Here is a 17,837-nt window from a genome sequence, read left to right as displayed (position 1 = left end):
CCACTTTCGCCCGCGCGCAACAGGTGCGAGGGCAGCGCAGCAGCGGCAAGGGCATCCGGCACCGTAACCACAAGACCCGCCACCCCGCCCTGCTGCGCGGCCTGCTGCGGCACGAGCCGTGCGAACGGCTGATGCAACCGCACTACAGCAACGGCCACATGTACTACCGCTGCCGCTATCCCCGCGACTACGCCACCGCCAACGAACTCGCCCACTCGAGCAACGTCAACCTCTCCGAGGATGCCGTCATCGATCCGCTCGACGCGTGGCTCGCGACCGCGTTCGGCCCGGCGAATCGGGAACGGACCATCACCGCCATGGTGGACAGCCAACCGATCGCCGCCACCGCCCCGAGGCTGGACAGCCTTCGGGCGGCGATCCGGGAATGTGACCGCAAGTTGGACCGGTACCGCACCGCGCTCGACGGCGGCGCCGACCCCGCCGTCGTCACCGACTGGATCACCACCTGCCGAACCGAACGCCGCCACCTCGAACAGCAACTCCGCGCCGCGGAAGCGGCCACCCCAACGACCCTCACACGGGACGACATCCGCCGGATGGTCGACGGACTCGGCGACATCGTCAACGCGCTCAAGACCGCCGACCCGGCCGCCAAAGCCCGCCTCTACGGAGACCTCGGCCTGAACCTGATCTACTCCGCCGAAACAAAAACGGTGCACGTCCGGATCGAATCCGACGTACACCGTGGTAAATCAGTTTGTGTCCGAGGGGGGATTGAACCCCCACGAGTAGCACATGTGCATCAAAGAGATGCACATGCAACGGACATTAACGCGTGCCGACGGCGGATGTCAAACGGCAGTTGAACGCCGTCGCCAAGATGTAGTGCGCGCGTTTGGGCTGGTCAACTGCGCTGACAGGGTTGGATTCGGTGTCGCTGTCCGACGGCGCTACAGCCCCGCTACTTGCTCGGCAGAGGCTGTTTGATGCTGATAAGGGCTGACGGAGAGTGACTTCGACATGGCCGCCGGACCGACTATCTGAATTGCTCCAGGCGTTGACCAACCCGACTATGTCGAGCGAGCGCGCGTTGCCAACAGATCCCGGCGCCGCCGCTTGGCCTCGGCGAGCAGATCCTGTGGTTACCCCCGGACGCTCTCTACTGCGAATTCCGCTTCCTGTTCGCGGGCTCGGTGGCTATTTCCGCTTCCGGACTGCCTGCCGGGGTGCTACTTCCGGTTTCGGGCACAGCCATCGGTGTGAAGGCCCGAACCTGTGTGCGTGTTGCCCCTACCAGGCGACCAGGTGGCGCTACCCGTAGCGCTTGCGTGGCTCGTCCGTCGGGCGAATGTGCCCACGCCGCTCGTCGCCCGTCGGGCGACCTCACGCCTGGATTCGAGCTGTCTGCGGTGACCATCTTTCACCAGGTAGCGATGCTGGGTGAGCATCGACGGCCGAAACCGAACGGCGGGTAGGTGGTTCCATAGCCGGCGCGGCCCTGCAGTTGAGCGAGCCCGTCGCAGGCTGCGTAGCCGTCCAGTCAGGGCCGTACCCGGATGGCCGCAGCCTGATCCTGTAGACGCCACCGGCGAAGGATTCTGTCGTAGCTGCCGTCCTTGACGACGGCCTCCAGCGCGGACGCGAGGAGGTCAGCGAACTGCCGGTCCGTTGAGCGGCTGACCCAGCCCAGGCTGTGTGGATCATAGGTGGTGACGGCGACCTTGAGCGGGATGTCACCTGCGGCGAGGCCGGCGCAGAGGATCGCGTCACCGACGAGGGCGTCGTCGGCTCCGCGGGCGACGGCGGCGGACATGCGTTGTGGGTCGTCGTAGGCGCTGATGGTGATCTCGGGTCGGTTCGCCGCTACACACGCCCGGGAGCGGTCGGTGAGTTCGTCGATGTGCGCAGTTCCCGACAGGGCGGCGATTCGCTTTCCGCAGGCGTTTTGCGGGTCGATGGGCCGGGCTGTCGTGCGGTTGAGCCACTGGGTCCCGGAGTTGAGGTAGGCCACCATGACAACGTCCTGGAGCCGTGCGTCGGTAATAGGGATCGCTGCCGCGCCGAGCTGTGCCTGGCCGGACTGGACGGCCGGGATGATGCGGTCGAATTGGGTGGGCTTCCATCGGGCTTCGAGGTCGAGCTTTGTTGCGACGGCGGTGAGCAGGTCGATGTCGAATCCGGATGCCCCGTTGTTGCCATGCATGGAAGTGGCCGGGGGGTAGGTCGCATCTATGGCAATGGTGAAAAATCCGTCTGCGCGGATCGCCGCCGGCACCCGGGCGGCGAGGATCGGTTCCGGAAGAAAGGGAGTACATGAGTGGGTCAGCACCGCAACGGCGAGCATGGCCACGGCTGCGAAGACCCCTCCGAAGTGCCGGATTCTGGTCGGTCGGATGTGCACATGTCCTCCGGCAAGCGAGCTTTGGTGATCGTGCGGTGTTGTCCGGCAGTGATTATCAGTGACGGTGAACGCGGCGGAAACCGCCATGGCCCGGCTGCGGGAAATGATTTACGTCGCATCCCAAACCGCCTACTCGACGCCGAAGCTGGCGAATTCGGACAGCGGGGACGGCGGGTTCGTCCCGGGAATGTACTGCGGACGGTGAATACATAAAGTCATCATTTACAGCCGAGGTCGCCGGCCGTACATTTTCGTCGCACAGGTTCGCGGGAGGCGTGATGGTTGGCGGCCGTTTTCTTTACGGCTTGAACGGGACACGGTTGACAATCAGACGTCGAATCGCCGGTGTGACGGTAGTCGTCGTTGCTGCCTCAATCCTTGTATCGATGCCGTTGCCGGTGAGCGCCGCGCCGGTCGTGCCTCCGGGCGCGGATCGGGTGGCGCCGCGGCAGGAATCCGGTTCCGCGGCCAAACGGCCGCACCGCACGCCGAGCACTGCCACGCAGAAACAACCGGCCGGGCCGGTGATCGCTCCGGACACACCCGGCGCTGTCGGAGCATCTGCGCGGTTCGCCGATCCGGCAATGCCGACCTCGAGGCCGGCTGCGCAGCCAGCGGCACTGTCCACAACGGACGGTCCCGCGCGCGCGTCGACCGGTGTCGTTCCCGGCTCCCGGGAGGTGGCGACCGAGCGCTCCCGCCGCTCGACGGTGTTCACCAACCCCGACGGCACAAAGACGCTCCGTCTCTACCAGCACGATGTGTTCGTTCCTGGCAACCGTGACAGCTATGTGCGGGTCGATCCGACGCTTACGCGCCGTCCGGACGGCCGGCTGTCGGCGGTCGCAGCGGCCCCGGTCTCGGTCGCCTCCCGCGCCGATGATGCCGCACTCGGTTCCGTCGATCTGGGATCCGGCACCACCGCAGCGTTCCGACTCGACGCGGCCGCCGCGGTCCAGGCCGACGTCAGCAGCGACGGTGCGCGGTTCGCCGGTGTTCGCCCGCACTCGGATGTGGTTCTCACACCGACCGCGGAAGGCTTGAAGGAACTCATCGTTCTGAACTCGGCGGACGCCCCCACGTCCTGGACGTTCCCGCTGACGGTGCAGGGTGTGACACCACGCCTGGACGCGGAATCGGGCGCGGTGCTGTTCGTCGACGACGAGACCGCGGAGGTACGCGGCTCGATCCCGGCCGGTTTCATGTACGACTCCGCGATCGATCCGCGCAGCGGCGACCCGGCCACCTCGCACGCCGTGGCCTACAGCCTGCACAACGCCGACGGGACCTGGACGCTGCGGGTCGACCTCGACGGCGGTTGGCTGCGCGACCCGGCACGCCGCTTCCCCGTGACGGTCGACCCGACGCTGCGGCGCAACACCGAGGTCGACGACACGTTCGCCTCGTCACGGGACTGGAAGGGCAGCGACGGCTCCTCCGACACGGTGCTGCGCGTCGGCACCTACGACGGTGTGGAGAAGGCCGCCTCGTACCTGCACTTCAACGGCGTCATGAGTGCCCTGTCCAACAAGTACATCCTCGGCGCCTCGCTGAACCTGTACAACGTCTGGTCCTACTCCTGCCGCCCATACCCGATCGCCGTTTACCGGGTGACCGAACCGTGGTCCGGCTCCGGAGTACGGCAGTTTCCGGGTCCTGCGTATGACGCCGGCGACATGATCGCCTGGAACAACTTCGCCTACGGCTACGACAGTTGCTCCAACGACACGTGGGTGTCGTTCTACATCCCGGGTAACCGGATGACCGACTGGGTGCACGGCACCCAGCCGTTCCACGGCTTCACCCTGCGCTCGGACTTCAACAGCAAGGACAGCTGGAAGAAGTTCGCCTCAGCCAACTACGGCAACGCCTCCGCCACGCCGTTCCTGGACGTCAACTACTCCGACGAGGGCGCCTCCTACGCGCTGCCGAACGCGAATTTCGACCCGCCGGTGACCACGTCGACCGCCGGAAAGATCACCGCCCGGGTGACGAACTGGGGCGGCTCGACCTGGACGCCGAGCAACGGCTTCCGGCTGACGCACACCGTCGTCAACAGCAGCGGCGCCACGGTCCACACCGGCACCTACCCGGTGCCGCACAATGTCGGGCCGCACCAGTCGGCCGACATCCCGATCAACGTCGGCGCCCTACCCGTCGGCTCGTACACGCTGCGCCTGGACATGATCAACCCTTCGGGTGCCGCCTTCCAGCCGACCTACGGCTCCTCCGCCGGCACAGCGGGCTTCTCCGTCGCCAACGGGCCACCGACCATCAACGGCAACAATCCGCCGAACAACGGCACCGTCGACAGCCTCACCCCAACGTTGTGGGCCTCCTACTACGATCCCGACAACTATCCGCTGGGCGGGCGCCGCTTCGAGTTCCAGATCTGCACCGGCCCGGCCGGCGCGGGGGAGACCTGCACCAGCTCCGGCTGGACGAACTCACCCGGATGGCAGGTCCCCGCCGAGTTGCTGCGCTGGTCGGAAACCGCGCACTGGTACGTGACCGTTTCTGACTCCCAGGCGCAGTCCGGCCGCATCGGCCCCCTGTACTTCACGCCGATCGTGCCGCAACCGCCGATAACTAGCCACCTCGCCGGAGCCCCCGACGGCGGCGACATGCCCAACGTCAACCCGCAGGTCGGCAACTACACCCGAACCGTCACCGACATCTCCGTCGCCGTGCACGGCCCGGCCCTCGGGGTGTCACGCACCTACAACTCCCAGGACCTGCGTACCAGCGGCGCGTTCGGCACCGGCTGGAGCACACCGCTGGACCAGCGACTGACCATCGAACCCGGCGGGGACGTCGTCCTGTCGGCCCCCAGCGGCGACGAAATCAGATTCGGTAGTAACTCCGACGGCACCTTCGCCCCGCCGCCCGGCCGGAACCTGACCCTGGCCGAGGACGACCGGATGCTGGTCCTGCGCGACGCCACCGGTGCCCGACGCGTCTTCGACCGCGACGGAACCCTCCAGGCGACGATCGACGCCGACGGCCGGGCACAGACCTACCACTATCGAAGCACCGCCGAAGGGTCCCAGCTATACCGGGTCACCGATGCCACCAGCGGCCGCAGCCTGCACCTGACCTGGACCGGCCGCCACATCACCAGCGCGGCCACCGACCCGCCCGCCCAGGGCCAGCCGGCACCGACGTGGACCTACACCTACACCGGCGATGAACTCACCAAGGTGTGCGCCCCGCTGTCGAGCGACTCGTGCACCAGCTACACCTACCAGGACTCCTCCCACTACCGGACCGTCGTCAGCGACGACAACCCCACCGCCCACTGGCCGCTCGGCGAAAGCAGCGGAAGCGTCGCCGTCAACGTCGCCGCACGCAGCAGTGGCGAGTACGACGCCACCTACAGCTCCGTCACCCTCGGTCTCACCGGCGCGGTGCAAGGTTCCTCGGACAAGGCGGCCGCGTTCAACGGTTCCAGCACCAGCCGACTGCGGCTGCCGGACAACCTCATCAGTTCCGCCTCGACCTTCAGCACCGAACTGTGGTTCAAGGCCGCTACGGGCCAGCAAGGCGTGCTGCTGTCAACGCAGAACACCCTCCCGGGCCGCGGCCGCAACCGTTACACGCCCATGCTGTACGTCGGCCAGGACGGACTGTTGCGCGGTCGCGCCCCGACCGGCCAGGCAACCGGCGCGGTCATCGGCCACGCGGACAAGTGCCTGGACGTGCGAACCTCCCTGACCACCGACGGCACACCGGTGCAGCTGTACCCGTGCAACGGCACCGACGCACAGCAATGGACCTTCGGCAGCGACGGCACCGTGCGCGCCTTCGGCAAATGCCTCGACGTGTCCGAGTACGGCACCAGCAACGGCAGCAAACTGCACTTGTGGCAGTGTCACGGCGGCGCCAACCAGGTCTGGCGCTTCAATGGCACTGCCCTGGTCAACCCTGTCTCCAACCGGTGCGCCGACACCCCGTCGGACGCCGACAGCACCCAACTGCACCTGTGGGAATGCCACAGCGGCGAGAACCAGCAATGGAACCCCACCGGCGGCGCCACCAGCATCGCCTCCACCGCACGCGTCGACGACGGGCAATGGCACCACGCCGTGCTGTCCATCACGCCCGGCCGCCAGACGCTCCACCTCGACGGCCACGTTCTCGGCAGCCTCGACGCGCCGCTCGAACACGGCGACCAGGCCCACGCGATGGTCGGCGACGGCATCGCCACCGGCTGGGCACAGGCACCGGCCGGCCGATATCCGTTCACCGGTGTCATCGACGAGGTCGCCTTCTACCGCCGCGCCCTGTCCGGCACCCAGTCCGCCGCCCACTACGACGCCGCCGTCCACCAGACCAAGCGGCTGACCTCCGTCGTCGAACCCGGAGCGTTCACCGCCGCCACCGTCACCTACAACCCTGCCACCGGCCGGGTCACCACCAACAAGGACCGCAACGGCGCCACCTGGAACCTCGGCGCCCCCACCGTCGGCAACCAACGTCGAGAGGTCGTCGTCAACTCCAGCGTCCGCGACGCCGTCACCTACACCTACGACACCGCCAACGCCGGCCGGCTCCTGGCCCGCGAGGACAGCTTCGGCCGACGAAGCTGGGAGTACAACGCCGCCGGGTTCGTCTCCAAGAGCACCGACGAGAACGGCAACAGCGTCCTCACCGACACAGACAGCCGCGGCAACGTCATCGCCCGAACAACCTGCCGCGGCGCCGGACAGTGCAACACCGCCTACTACGGCTACTTCCTCAACCCCGCCAATCCGCTGGACCCCCGCAACGACGTCCAGATCTGGCATGCCGACGCCCGCTCCGCCAACGCCACCGACACCACCTACCGCACCCTCAACGACATCGACGCCGCCGGCCGCACCGTCAAAACGACCTACCCGCTGCCGGCCGGACACACCGTTGCACCCACCGAGACGTTCACCTACTCGGCGAGCCCGACCTACAACCGCACCACCGCCGCCCAGCCGTTCATCCCCGCCGAGCAGATCGTCGACCTGCACGGCGACGACGCCTACACCACCATCGACCTGCCGTTCCCCGTGCCCTTCTACGGCAGGACCCGCACCAGCATCAAGGTCAGCACCAACGGGTACGCATCCTTCGCCCATCCCACCGACACCAACGAGGGGCACGACCCCTACGTCGATGCAGTGCCCCTGCCGACGACCGCGCCCGCCGAGGCCGTCTATCCGCTGTGGGACGACCTCGTCGTCGACGAGCAGGCCAGCATCCGCACGACCGTCACCGGGACGGCACCCAACCGGCAGTTCGTCATCGAATGGCGCAACGTCCACCCGTACGGCCAACCCAGCAACCGGTTCTCGTTCGAAGCCGTCTTCAGCGAATCGGGCGCCATCACCTTCAACTACTCCGGCCTGAACAGCCCCGAAGCCCGCGGCTCCGAGGCCACCGTCGGGGTCAGCGACCTCGCCGGCATCGCCGCTGTGCAGCACTCGCACGCCACCACGGCCCTGCAGTCCGGCACCACCGTCGTGTTCACCCCACAGCCGACCACGACGCCCGTTCCCGGTCTGCTCACCTCGGCCACCGCCACCAACGGCGGCGTCACCCAGCACAGCTACAACACCGCCGGCGATCGCACCCGCACCGTCGACGCCGCCGGTCTCACCACCGACCTGACCTACGACGCGCTCGGCCGACCCACCACCTCCACACAATCCGCCGTCGTCAACGGTGCCCCAGTCACCTACGGCACCACCACCACGGCCTACAACCCGCTGTCCCAACCAGCGACCGTCACCGCGCCACCGATCACCAACCCGATCACCGGCGTCGTGCACACCGCCCAGACGGCATACACCTACGACGCCGCCGGCAGACCTACCAACCGCACCATCAGCGACACCACCGGCGCCGACCCGCCGCGCACCACCGCCTGGACCTACGACCCGGCCGGCCGGCTCACCAGCGAAAAACGCCCGGACAATACCGTCACCACCCAGGACTGGGACACCGCTGGAGACCTCGTCGGCTCCACCGACCCCAGCGGGCCGGCACTGCGATACACCTACGACGACGCGCACCGCCGCGTCGAGACGACCGCGGTCGGCGCCGGCGTCGACCCGATGAACACCGGCGCCACCACACTCGTCCTGGAATCACGCGCCTACGACCCCGCCGGACGACTGTCTGCCGTCGTCGATGCGATGGGCCGGGAAACCGCGCTCACCTACTACTCCGACGACCTGCCCGCGACCATCACCCGGGTCCGCCGCGACAGCGCCGGCACCGTCACCAGCACCACCACACTCGCGGAGTACACCTACGACCAAGCCGGAAACCTCACCCGGGAAACGGGCGTCAGCGCGATAAGTACTGCCTGGACATACGACCCGGCCGGCTACACCACGACCGAAACGTTCGACCCCAACGGACTTGCCCGCACCACCACCTACAGCAACAACCGCGACGGCACCATCGCCCGCGCAGCACTCACCGCGCCGCAGTCACCGGGCCGCACCGAACGCGTCGACTACACCTACGACCCGGCCGCCAGACTGCTCACCGAGACCGTCGATAACACCGGCGGGAACCCAGCCACCATCACCACCCGCGTCGAACGCGATCCCCGCGGCCTTCCCACCAGGGTCACCGAGCCCGGCGGAGCTGTCAGCGACATCACCTACGACGCCGAAGCCAACCCCGTCACCGTCACCGGCGCCGCCCGCACCAGCTGGACCAACGGCATTCGGTCGGACGGAACACGGCCAACCGTCATTATCGGTCGCAACACTTTCGGCGACGTCACACACCAGCGCGACCCGCTCGGCGCCACCACCACCCTCACCGTCGACGCAATGGGCCGCACCACCGAGGCGACACTGCCGCCGTACACACCACCAGGTGCCGGCAGCCCGATCATCGCCACATCGCGCACCGAGTACAACGGCGCCGGCCTGCCCGCGAAAACCATCGACGGGCTCGGCCGGGAAACCACCTACACCTACGATCCCTACGGTCGTGTCACACGGCAGACGCTGCCCGACCCGGACGGCACCGGACCTAAGACGTCCCCGGTGTGGGCCGCCGCCTACGACCGGCTCGGCGAGATCCTCGACGCCACCGACCCCACCGGCGCCCACATTCTGGCCACCTGGGACGACCTCGGACGCCAACGCACCGAGACCCGCTCCGAACGCATCAGCGGCCAGACGGTCTACTACACCACCGAGTTCGGCTACGACGCCGCCGGAAACGTCAACGCCATCACGAGCCCGCTGGGCAAAACCACCACCGCCACCTACGACGCGGCCGGCAACCCAACCCGGGTCACCGACCCGACCGGCCGCTTCATCGCCACGGGTTACGACCTCGCCGACCGGCCGGTGATGACCGTCCAGGGACAAGGCACCACGTTCGCCTCACCCGCAGAATCGATCAGCTACGACCTCGCCGGCCGTCCCACCACCCACCGGGTGTGCACCACCGCGGCCGACGGCAGCTGTGCCACCGTTCTGAAAACCCGCTCCTGGACCTACGACGCAGCCGACCGCGTCACCCAGGCGGGCAGCTTCGCCGGCCGGGTCACGACCTACACCTACGACGGCGCCGGCCAGCGATCGACCATCAGCGAACGGGTCGACCCGACCAACCCTGCCACCGCCGTCACGACCCACCTCGGCTACGACCCCGCCGGGCGACAGACCCGACTGACCGACGGCAACGGCAACACCACCGACTACACCTACAACGTATGGGGCCTGCCCGAGTCCACTATCGAACCGGCTACCCCGAACCACCCGGCTCTGACTGACCGGACCTGGACCACCCACTACGACCGTGCCGGCCAGCCGATCCGCGAAAGCCTTCCTGGCGGAATCGTCCGGGATCGGACCTTCGACGCGCTCGGCCGTCTCACCGCCGAGACCGGCACCGGCGCCGAAACCGCCACCGCCGACCGACGCCTCGACTATGACGCCGCCGACCGACCGACAAAGATTTCCGGCCCGACCGGCGACACCACCTACGCCTGGAACGACCGCGGACTGCTCACCCAGACCACCGCGCCCGGCGCCAATGCCACCTTCGGGTACAACGCCGACGGACGCCTCATCAGCAGAACCGACCCGACCGACACCACCTCCTCCTTCACCTATGACGACGCAGGCCGCCTCGCCACCGCCGCTGACCCGCTCACCAATAGCACCGCGACCTTCGCCTACACCCCCACCGGGCAGGTCGCGAACGTCGGCTACGGCACCGGCAAGGCCAGCCGGGTCTACACGTACGACAACCACGGCCGTGTCGTCACCGACACCTGGAAACGCCCCGACGGCAGCGCGGTGGCCTCCACCACCTACGGCTACGACAACGACGACCTGCTGACCAGCAAGATCACGACCGGCTTCGCCGGCGCGGGCTCGAACGCCTACAGCTTCGACGGCCTCGCCCGGCTGGCGACCTGGACCCGCCCCGACGGCCAGACCATTACCTACGGCTACGACCAGACCTCGAACCGCACCACCGTCACCGGACCCGGGGGCACTCGCACCACCGCCTACGACGCCCGCAACCGCGCACTTTCCAGCACCGGAGGCGGCAAGTCCGACGAACAACGCACCTGGACCGCCCGCGGCACCCTGCGCACCGTCACCAGCGCCGGCTCCGCCACCACCTACACCAACGACGCCTTCGAACGACTGATCCAGGTCGCCGCGCCCATCAACACCACCACCTACACCTACGACGCCCTCGACCGAGTCGCCCAACGCAACGGCACCGCGTTGGCCTACGTCGATCTCTCCAACAACCCCACCACCGCGCCGACAGTCGCCGGCCAAGCCAAAATCGTCCGCACCCCGGACGGACAGCCACTGTCCGACCAGAGCAGTTCCGGACCGGGCCGCATCCTGATCACCGACCCGATCCACCACGACGTCACCGCCGCAGCCGACCCCACCACCGGCTCCCTCGGTGCCTCAGCCAGCTACGACCCGTACGGAACGCCTTCCGCATCCGGCACCCTGCCCCTCGGTTTCCAAGGCGGCGTCCCCGACCCCCAGACCGGCCACGTCAACGCCCACGCCCGCTGGTACGAACCCGCCACCGGCGCATTCACCAGCCGCGACACCTGGACCCTCGACCCGGACCCGACCACCCAGGTCAACCGCTACCTCTACGGCAACGCCAACCCCATCACCGGCGCCGACCCAACCGGGCACTACTGCACCTACGGCCAAACGACGTGCCCGCCGACGACGACCGCGCCGGGCCGGACCCCGCCGCGCGGCGGTGGTGGCGGCCTCGCCGGTCTGATCCTCGTCGGCGTCGGCGTCGCCATCGACTACTACACCCGCGACCAGCGGCTCATCAAAGGCCCGCACTACTCCAACAGCGACTCCAACGACAGCGACCTCAAACGCAACCAGCGCGGCCGGACATATTCACAGAACTCGTTCAACCCCAGCGGCGGCGGATACGCCGACGACCGCCCCGCCAACTCCCCTCACGGCGGCAACGGCAACGGTAAATCCTCAGGGAACAGCCGCGGCCGTGCCGGCACCACCACCCGAGCCCGTCCGCTCGTCAGCGGACCGCCACGAGTCGCGCCACGCCCGGCCGAGGTCCCCATCAATGATCGAGCCGCCCACGTCGACATCACCGGCGGCGCTCCGATCGGCAATCTTGCAACAGGCTTGCCTGAGGCGCCGCACATCACCGAGTCCGCAGCGGACAGCCAGCCCGCACCGATCGGTTCTCCGGATGACTTCGCCAAGCCAGCTCAGGGACAGCTGAAAAGCTCCTGTGCGCCAGGCGCGCTGGTACGCAGCGACGGCACTCGATCAGCGCAGATCTTCGAATGCAACGGCTCAGGTGGGCGCCGCGGCGGCTCGGCGGTCCGGACCCTCAATCAACGCCTGATCGCGATGGTCGCCGAAAGTAACCCCGGATGGGAACTCGTGGGCGGCGGCTACCATCCTGAAACCGGGCAAAAACTCCCAGAAATCGGGTTCGGGCCCAAACGTGGCGGCACGTGGGCCGACTTTACCTTCCGCCGTGAAGACGGCCAGTTGATCCACTTCCAGACCGTCGACGAACTCAAGAGCATTCGCAGCCCGGACGTGCGGGAGGCATGGAACGCCGTCCGTCTCGCCCGGCAGTCCGGCGATCCAGTTATCATGATCGGAAAGAAAAGCGGTGACTGGTGGATCGTGTTACCTCCAAAATAGTCCAGGAGCGAAAGGGGTAGAGCGGAGAGCATGCGTAAAGTAACTCGAACCTTTCTCTTGCCGGGCGACGAAGAAGCAATCGCAGTGGCGTTGCTGACGGTGCGGCCGACGCTCAGGTTCATCGACGGGAGCGCTGCTAGGCGTGGCCAGGAGTACAGCGGTATCGATGGTGTCGAGTCAAATACCCTGTTCCTGTGGGATCCGGAGGTGACCGGGGACAAGACGTTCAGTGTGCAATGGATGCGGAACCAGAACGTCGCGCCTCAGGTTTTGCGGGAAGGCAGGTTCGCTACTGAATACGAAAGTGGCGCCGTTCCGCGGATGGACACATTCGTGAAGGATGTCTGGCGGGTGCTCAAGCGTAATTGTCAATTTCCTAAGCTGATGTGGCCGGACGGCGCCACTTCGGGCGGGATAGGAATCGGCAATCATGCGTACGAGCGGTTTGTAGCCAAGAAACTCTCGCTTCGCGATGGTGCGATGCCGTTGCGGCCGGCCGGAGACGTGTAGAAGCTCGACGCACGCCGATCTTGGTGTCTGCAGATATCCTTCCGGTGGTTCTCGCTTGTTGCACGGAAAAGGTCTGTGAGTGAGTGAGCGGCTTGACGTACATGTGCGTGTTCGCCGAACGGGCAGGAGGCAATGGCGTGTCGAGTCGACCCTGTGGGGCTCGTAAATTGGGTTCTGTCTACGCTGCCTGGGCGTATTCGTTGATCAGGCCGCCGAGGATGGGCCGTCGTTGGATCGTGCTGTTCCCGGTCTGTGGACCGGTTCGTGGTGGGTCTGGTGGTCGTTGGGCGAGGGCTCGATGGGGTCGGTGCCGGTTGTAGTGGGCGGCGTACTCGGCGAGCACGGCGGCGAGGTGTCGTTCGTTGACGATCAACATGCGGTCCGTGCATTCGCGGCGGACGGTGGCGACCCAGCGTTCGGCGTACGCGTTCGCCCGCGGGGCCTGGGGTGGGGTGCGGATGGTCTGTATGCCGGCGGCGGTGAACACCGTGTCGAACGCCGCGCTGAACTTGGTGTCCCGGTCGCGGATCAGATAGCGGAGCCGGTCGGCGTGGTGGTCGAGGTGCATTAGCAGATTGCGGGCTTGCTGGGTGACCCAGGCTCCGGTGGGGTGGGCGGTGACGCCGGCGACGTGGACGCGGCGGGTGGCGATCTCGATGAAGAACAGGACGTAGATCCGTTTCAGGAGCACGGTGTCGACGGTGAAGAAATCACACGCGACGATCGTCTTGGCCTGGGTGGTGAGGAACTCGCGCCAGGTCTGGCCGGCACGTCGCGGGGCGGGGTCGATCCCGGCGGTGTGGAGGATCTTCCACACGGTGCTGGCCGCCACCCGGTAGCCCAAACCGACGAGTTCGCCCTGGATCCGCTTGTGTCCCCAGGTTGGATTCTCCGCGGCCAGTCGCAGGACGAGGCGGCGGATCTCGCCGGCGACGGGTGGTCGGCCGGCCCGCCGGTGGGGATAGGTCCAGTGCCGGGCGATCAGTTGTCGGTGCCAGCGCAGCAGGGTGGCCGGGGTGACGAAGAAGATGGTCCAGCGGTCGCGGGGGAGGAGCCGGGCCAGCGCGGCGAGCACGGCCCGGTCGGCCGGTTGCAGCTTGGGGCGCGGGACCTGCCGTCGGAGGACGGCGACTTGGTGGCGTAACACGAGTAGTTCTACGTCTTTGCCGCCGTCGTCACGGGCGAGTTGGGTCAACATCTGCAGGATCTGCCGCAGCAGTTGGTAGATCAGGCGCACGCTTATGCGCTTGATCGTCGATGCCTCGCCACCGGCGCTGGCGGACAGATCCGCACGTCACGACACCCGAACCGAATTTACGAGCACCACACGTGCCGGCCATCGGGATGGACATTGCACTGTCGAACGTTTCCGCTGCCGGCGCCGGGCTGGTCGCCCTCGCGTGGTGTTTCACCGGCATCGCGTTTCTGGTCGGCGCCGCGACCGGCCAGCGGGGGAACGTTCTCGCCGTCACCGGGATCATCGGTGTCGCCACCTACATGGCGAATGCGATCAGCGGCCTGGTCGACGGTTGGCAGTGGCTGCGCTGGCCGTCGCCGTTCCACTACTTCATCGGCGTCGATCCGCTGCACACCGGCTGGCACCCGGGCGCGCTGCTCGTCCTCGTCGGCGTCGCCGCGGTCACGACCGCCGCCGGCGTGGCGCTGTTCGACCGCCGCGACGTCGGTGTCTGACCGGTCCTGGCTCGCCGCCGCCTCCGCCGACGTCTGGCATCTTCCCCCGGGGGAACGTCGCCTCGCGCAGGCCGCCCGGCTCGGTGCCCGGGCGGCCGACGCCGACCTGCAGATACCTGAGGTCGCCGAAGGCCTCTTGCACGCCGCGCTCAGCCACTGGCACACCAACGGCATCGCCGCCACCGACACCGCCGAGGTGTTGCACGCCCGCGCGACCGAAATGCTCGACGGCGCGCGGGCGGTCCTCGCGGCGGCGTTCGACGGCTACACCCGCCGGACCCACGCCGAACTCGCCCGCCACGACAGCGCCCGCACCGCGTTCGTCAACGACCTGCTCACCGGCCGCGCCGAACCCGGACACCTGGCCGAACGCGCACACCGCTACGGCATCCGACTCTCGGCCAGCCACACCGTCCTTGTCGCGCGCGGCAACGGCCTCGACACCGACGTCGGCCGGCGGGTCGACGCCGCGCTCGCCGCCCGCTTCGGCGAGGGAAACACCCTCACCACGATCCGTCGCGGTGACCTCGTCTGCGTCAGCGCCGGCGGACTGCGCGGCATCGCCGCCGAACTGGCCCACCTCCTGCTCGGCGAACTCGGCGCCGGCACCTGGCAGATCGGCGTCGGGCGGCCCCACCCCGGACTCGACGGCATCGCCACCTCCCTGGAGGAGGCCAGCAACACCCTCGACCACGCGACCAAACTCGGCTTCACCACCTCCGTGCTGCACGCCGCCGACCTACTCGTCTTTCCGGTGCTGTTACGCGACCGCGACGCCATCGTCGACCTCGTCACCACCGTCCTGGGCCCGCTCACCGCGGCCAGGGGCGGGCCACGCCCCTACCTCGACACGTTGAGCGCCCTCTTCGACAACCAGGGCAACCACACCGCCACCGCACGGCAGATGCACCTGTCCGTGCGCGCCGTCACCTACCGCCTCGACCGCATCAAGACCCTGACCGGCTACCACCCTGGCGAACCCACCCAACAGTTCACCCTGCACGCCGCCGTCCTCGGCGCCCGCCTCCTCGACTGGCCCACACCCCACCCCTCCGGAGATTGAGCGGCTTGTGACTCCGGCAGCGGAGAAGAAGGAGTTTCTCGATGACTACCCTTTGGCTGCTGCGCGCCGGTTGGGCCGCCGGTGTGCAGATCCCTGTCGTCCTGTGGGTCGACGGCGCCACCCGACCCGGCTACAGCCTGTGGCGCCACGGCGCGAGTCAGCTCGGCACCGGAGAAAGGGCATGGCTGCAAACGGTCAACTTCGTACTCGGCGGTGTGTTGCTGGGTCTGTTCGCGGTCGGCCTGCACCGCGCGTTGCGTCCCGGCCGCGGCGCTTTCTGGGCACCCGTTCTGGTGGCTACCGCCGCCGTCGGTCTGTTCGTGGCCGGGCTGGTGCCGACCGACCCGGCTCTCGGCTACCCGCCCGGCGAGGCGGAAGGCCGCACCGCCGCCGGGATTGTCCACCAGATCGCCGGGCTCGCGTTGTTCGTCGGCCTCAGTACTGCCGCGTTCGTGCTCGCCCGAGACTTCGCGAGAGCAGCCGTAGAGGCGCCCGCTTCCTCCGGGCGGCCGGTGCCGCGGTCATCGTCCTCGCCTTCGCCGCCGGCCTCGCCTACCGGCTCGACACCCTTGACGTGTGGCAGCCCGCCCCGGCCGGACTGCTCGAACACCTTTCCCTTCTGGCCGGATTCGGTTGGATCATCAGCGTTGCCGCACGACTGCACCGATCCGTGCACCGAGAGAAACCGCACGTGGGAACAGGGCGCTCGTGACCGTTCGATAAACGGATCGGCGCGGCGGGAGGGCACACGATGCGCTGGTTTGCCGTGATCCGGCAACGGCGGCACCGCAATCGTTGCGGCGTTGGGGAATGTCGGTAGAGCCGGCTCTTCGCGACAATGGATCCAGCGCGTGTGGGTATGGGCCCAGGTTCGTGCGGCTACGCAGTTTGTTTCCAGAGTCGGTTGGCGCGCCGGGAAGTCTGGTCGGCACCGTTTCAGGCTGCGCCTCGGAGGACTCCCGTGGATCTCGTCTACGCCGCTCAGCTGAGCGATGCGTGCCGGGCGCATCCCGTTCACGATCCGGCACCGGTCGCGGCGACTGGTGTGCTACTGCATCCGGGTCGGTCGACCAGGATGCACCTGTGTCGGAAGGACACGTGATGGTCGGGGGAATTCGGTCCGAGGTCGCAGGCGCGGCACGACGCAAAAAGGGCGGTCGGACATTTCTGATCGGGTCAGTGGTCGTACTGTCCGTGCTGCTGATCGCAGCTACAGGATTCGGTATATGGGCCTCCCGCGCGCAGCATCCCTCTGCGGCGGTCGCCCAGGCCGCGTCGGGCGATCCGCTCGACCACATCTGCGACGCCGTCAACGCGGCGCCGTTGACCGCACTGTTTCTTGCTCCAGACTGGTCCGAGCACGGGACGATGCGCGACCGCGCCGACGACACGAAGTTTCCCGCACAGTACCGGGTCTTCTGCAGACTGCGTATGTTCCTTGAGCCGGGCGGTGTGCCGTCCGGCTACCAAGCCGACCCGCCGAACGAGTTCCAGACCTATCTGCAGGTGACCGTCAGCCGCTTCGCCGACGTGGCGCGCGCGCAACGCGAGATGTCCGTGCCGACGGAGTCCAGGTACTCGTTCGTGGACGAGAAGCAGACCACCCGTTCCGACGTGGCGGAACTCGGTGAGCAGGCGCAGTTCGTGGAATCGCGGTCCCAGAGCGGACTACCGTACAAGGCGATCGTCGCACGACACGGGCGACACGTCATCATCGTCGACGTCGACGGGATGTTCCCGAGTCTGACGTGGGAGTCGGCCACCGCACGCCGGGCTTTGCTCGACATCGCCCGCCCGGTGTATGCGCTCCTGCCAGCCTGACCGCCGGATACGACCGACGGGCGACCGTGCGTCCTGTCTCGGATTAGGCGGCAGACCGAGTACACGCTTCTGCCGCGAGGCGCGCGGTCGTCGGCTCCCCGAAATGGCCCTCGTGCGGATGGGGCACGAACGCGGACACAGCTCATGTCGCCCATGGCGTCGGCCTCGAAGGCCGCGTCGGTGGAGCTGTCCACCGTTT

The 17,837-nt window shown here is 67.8% G+C and carries 9 protein-coding genes and 1 pseudogene; 7 read left to right on the top strand and 3 right to left on the bottom strand.

Annotated features, from left to right (window positions below):
• Positions 1-827 (top strand): annotated as a pseudogene (locus Val02_RS41330) (hypothetical protein); the annotation flags it as partial.
• 674 nt (positions 828-1,501) lie between these two features.
• On the opposite strand, the gene Val02_RS41325 reads toward Val02_RS41330, so the two are convergent.
• On the bottom strand, positions 1,502-2,449 hold the full coding sequence (locus Val02_RS41325; protein WP_203904807.1) for a substrate-binding periplasmic protein: 948 nt from the start codon (positions 2,447-2,449) through the stop codon (positions 1,502-1,504).
• A gap of 211 nt (positions 2,450-2,660) precedes the next feature.
• Positions 2,661-3,080, bottom strand: a complete 420-nt coding sequence (locus Val02_RS41320; protein WP_203904806.1) for a hypothetical protein — start codon at positions 3,078-3,080, stop codon at positions 2,661-2,663.
• A gap of 322 nt (positions 3,081-3,402) precedes the next feature.
• Between Val02_RS41320 and Val02_RS48470 the strand changes: the two genes are divergently transcribed.
• Together Val02_RS48470 and Val02_RS41310 are read left to right on the top strand one after the other, a co-directional pair.
• On the top strand, positions 3,403-12,552 hold the full coding sequence (locus Val02_RS48470; RefSeq protein WP_203904805.1) for an NIDO-like domain-containing protein: 9,150 nt from the start codon (positions 3,403-3,405) through the stop codon (positions 12,550-12,552).
• Positions 12,553-12,582: 30 nt separating this feature from the next.
• Positions 12,583-13,062 (top strand): DUF8467 domain-containing protein, encoded by a 480-nt coding sequence (locus tag Val02_RS41310; protein ID WP_203904804.1) that lies wholly within the window; start codon positions 12,583-12,585, stop codon positions 13,060-13,062.
• A 178-nt stretch (positions 13,063-13,240) separates the two neighbouring features.
• On the opposite strand, the gene Val02_RS41305 is transcribed toward Val02_RS41310, so the two are convergent.
• Complete coding sequence (locus Val02_RS41305; RefSeq protein WP_239153725.1) at positions 13,241-14,299, bottom strand: integrase core domain-containing protein; 1,059 nt, start codon at positions 14,297-14,299, stop codon at positions 13,241-13,243.
• 92 nt (positions 14,300-14,391) lie between these two features.
• On the opposite strand from Val02_RS41305, the gene Val02_RS41300 reads away from it, so the two are divergent.
• The 4 genes from Val02_RS41300 (at position 14,392) to Val02_RS41285 (ending at position 17,638) form a co-directional block, all read left to right on the top strand.
• Positions 14,392-14,754 (top strand): hypothetical protein, encoded by a 363-nt coding sequence (locus Val02_RS41300; RefSeq protein WP_203904803.1) that lies wholly within the window; start codon positions 14,392-14,394, stop codon positions 14,752-14,754.
• Complete coding sequence (locus Val02_RS41295) at positions 14,747-15,817, top strand: PucR family transcriptional regulator (RefSeq protein WP_203904802.1); 1,071 nt, start codon at positions 14,747-14,749, stop codon at positions 15,815-15,817. Before Val02_RS41300 ends, Val02_RS41295 begins: the two co-directional genes overlap by 8 nt.
• A 41-nt stretch (positions 15,818-15,858) precedes the next feature.
• Positions 15,859-16,587, top strand: coding sequence for a DUF998 domain-containing protein (locus Val02_RS41290; protein WP_203904801.1), 729 nt, complete (start codon positions 15,859-15,861; stop codon positions 16,585-16,587).
• A 424-nt stretch (positions 16,588-17,011) separates the two neighbouring features.
• Entirely contained in the window at positions 17,012-17,638 is a 627-nt protein-coding gene (locus Val02_RS41285; protein WP_203904800.1) for a hypothetical protein, read from the top strand.
• Positions 17,639-17,837 lie beyond the last annotated feature (199 nt).

Origin of the sequence: Virgisporangium aliadipatigenens, from assembly GCF_016863615.1 — a bacterium.
In the GTDB taxonomy this organism is placed as follows: Bacteria; Actinomycetota; Actinomycetes; order Mycobacteriales; family Micromonosporaceae; genus Virgisporangium; species Virgisporangium aliadipatigenens.
This window is presented reverse-complemented; position numbering and strand designations above follow the sequence as displayed.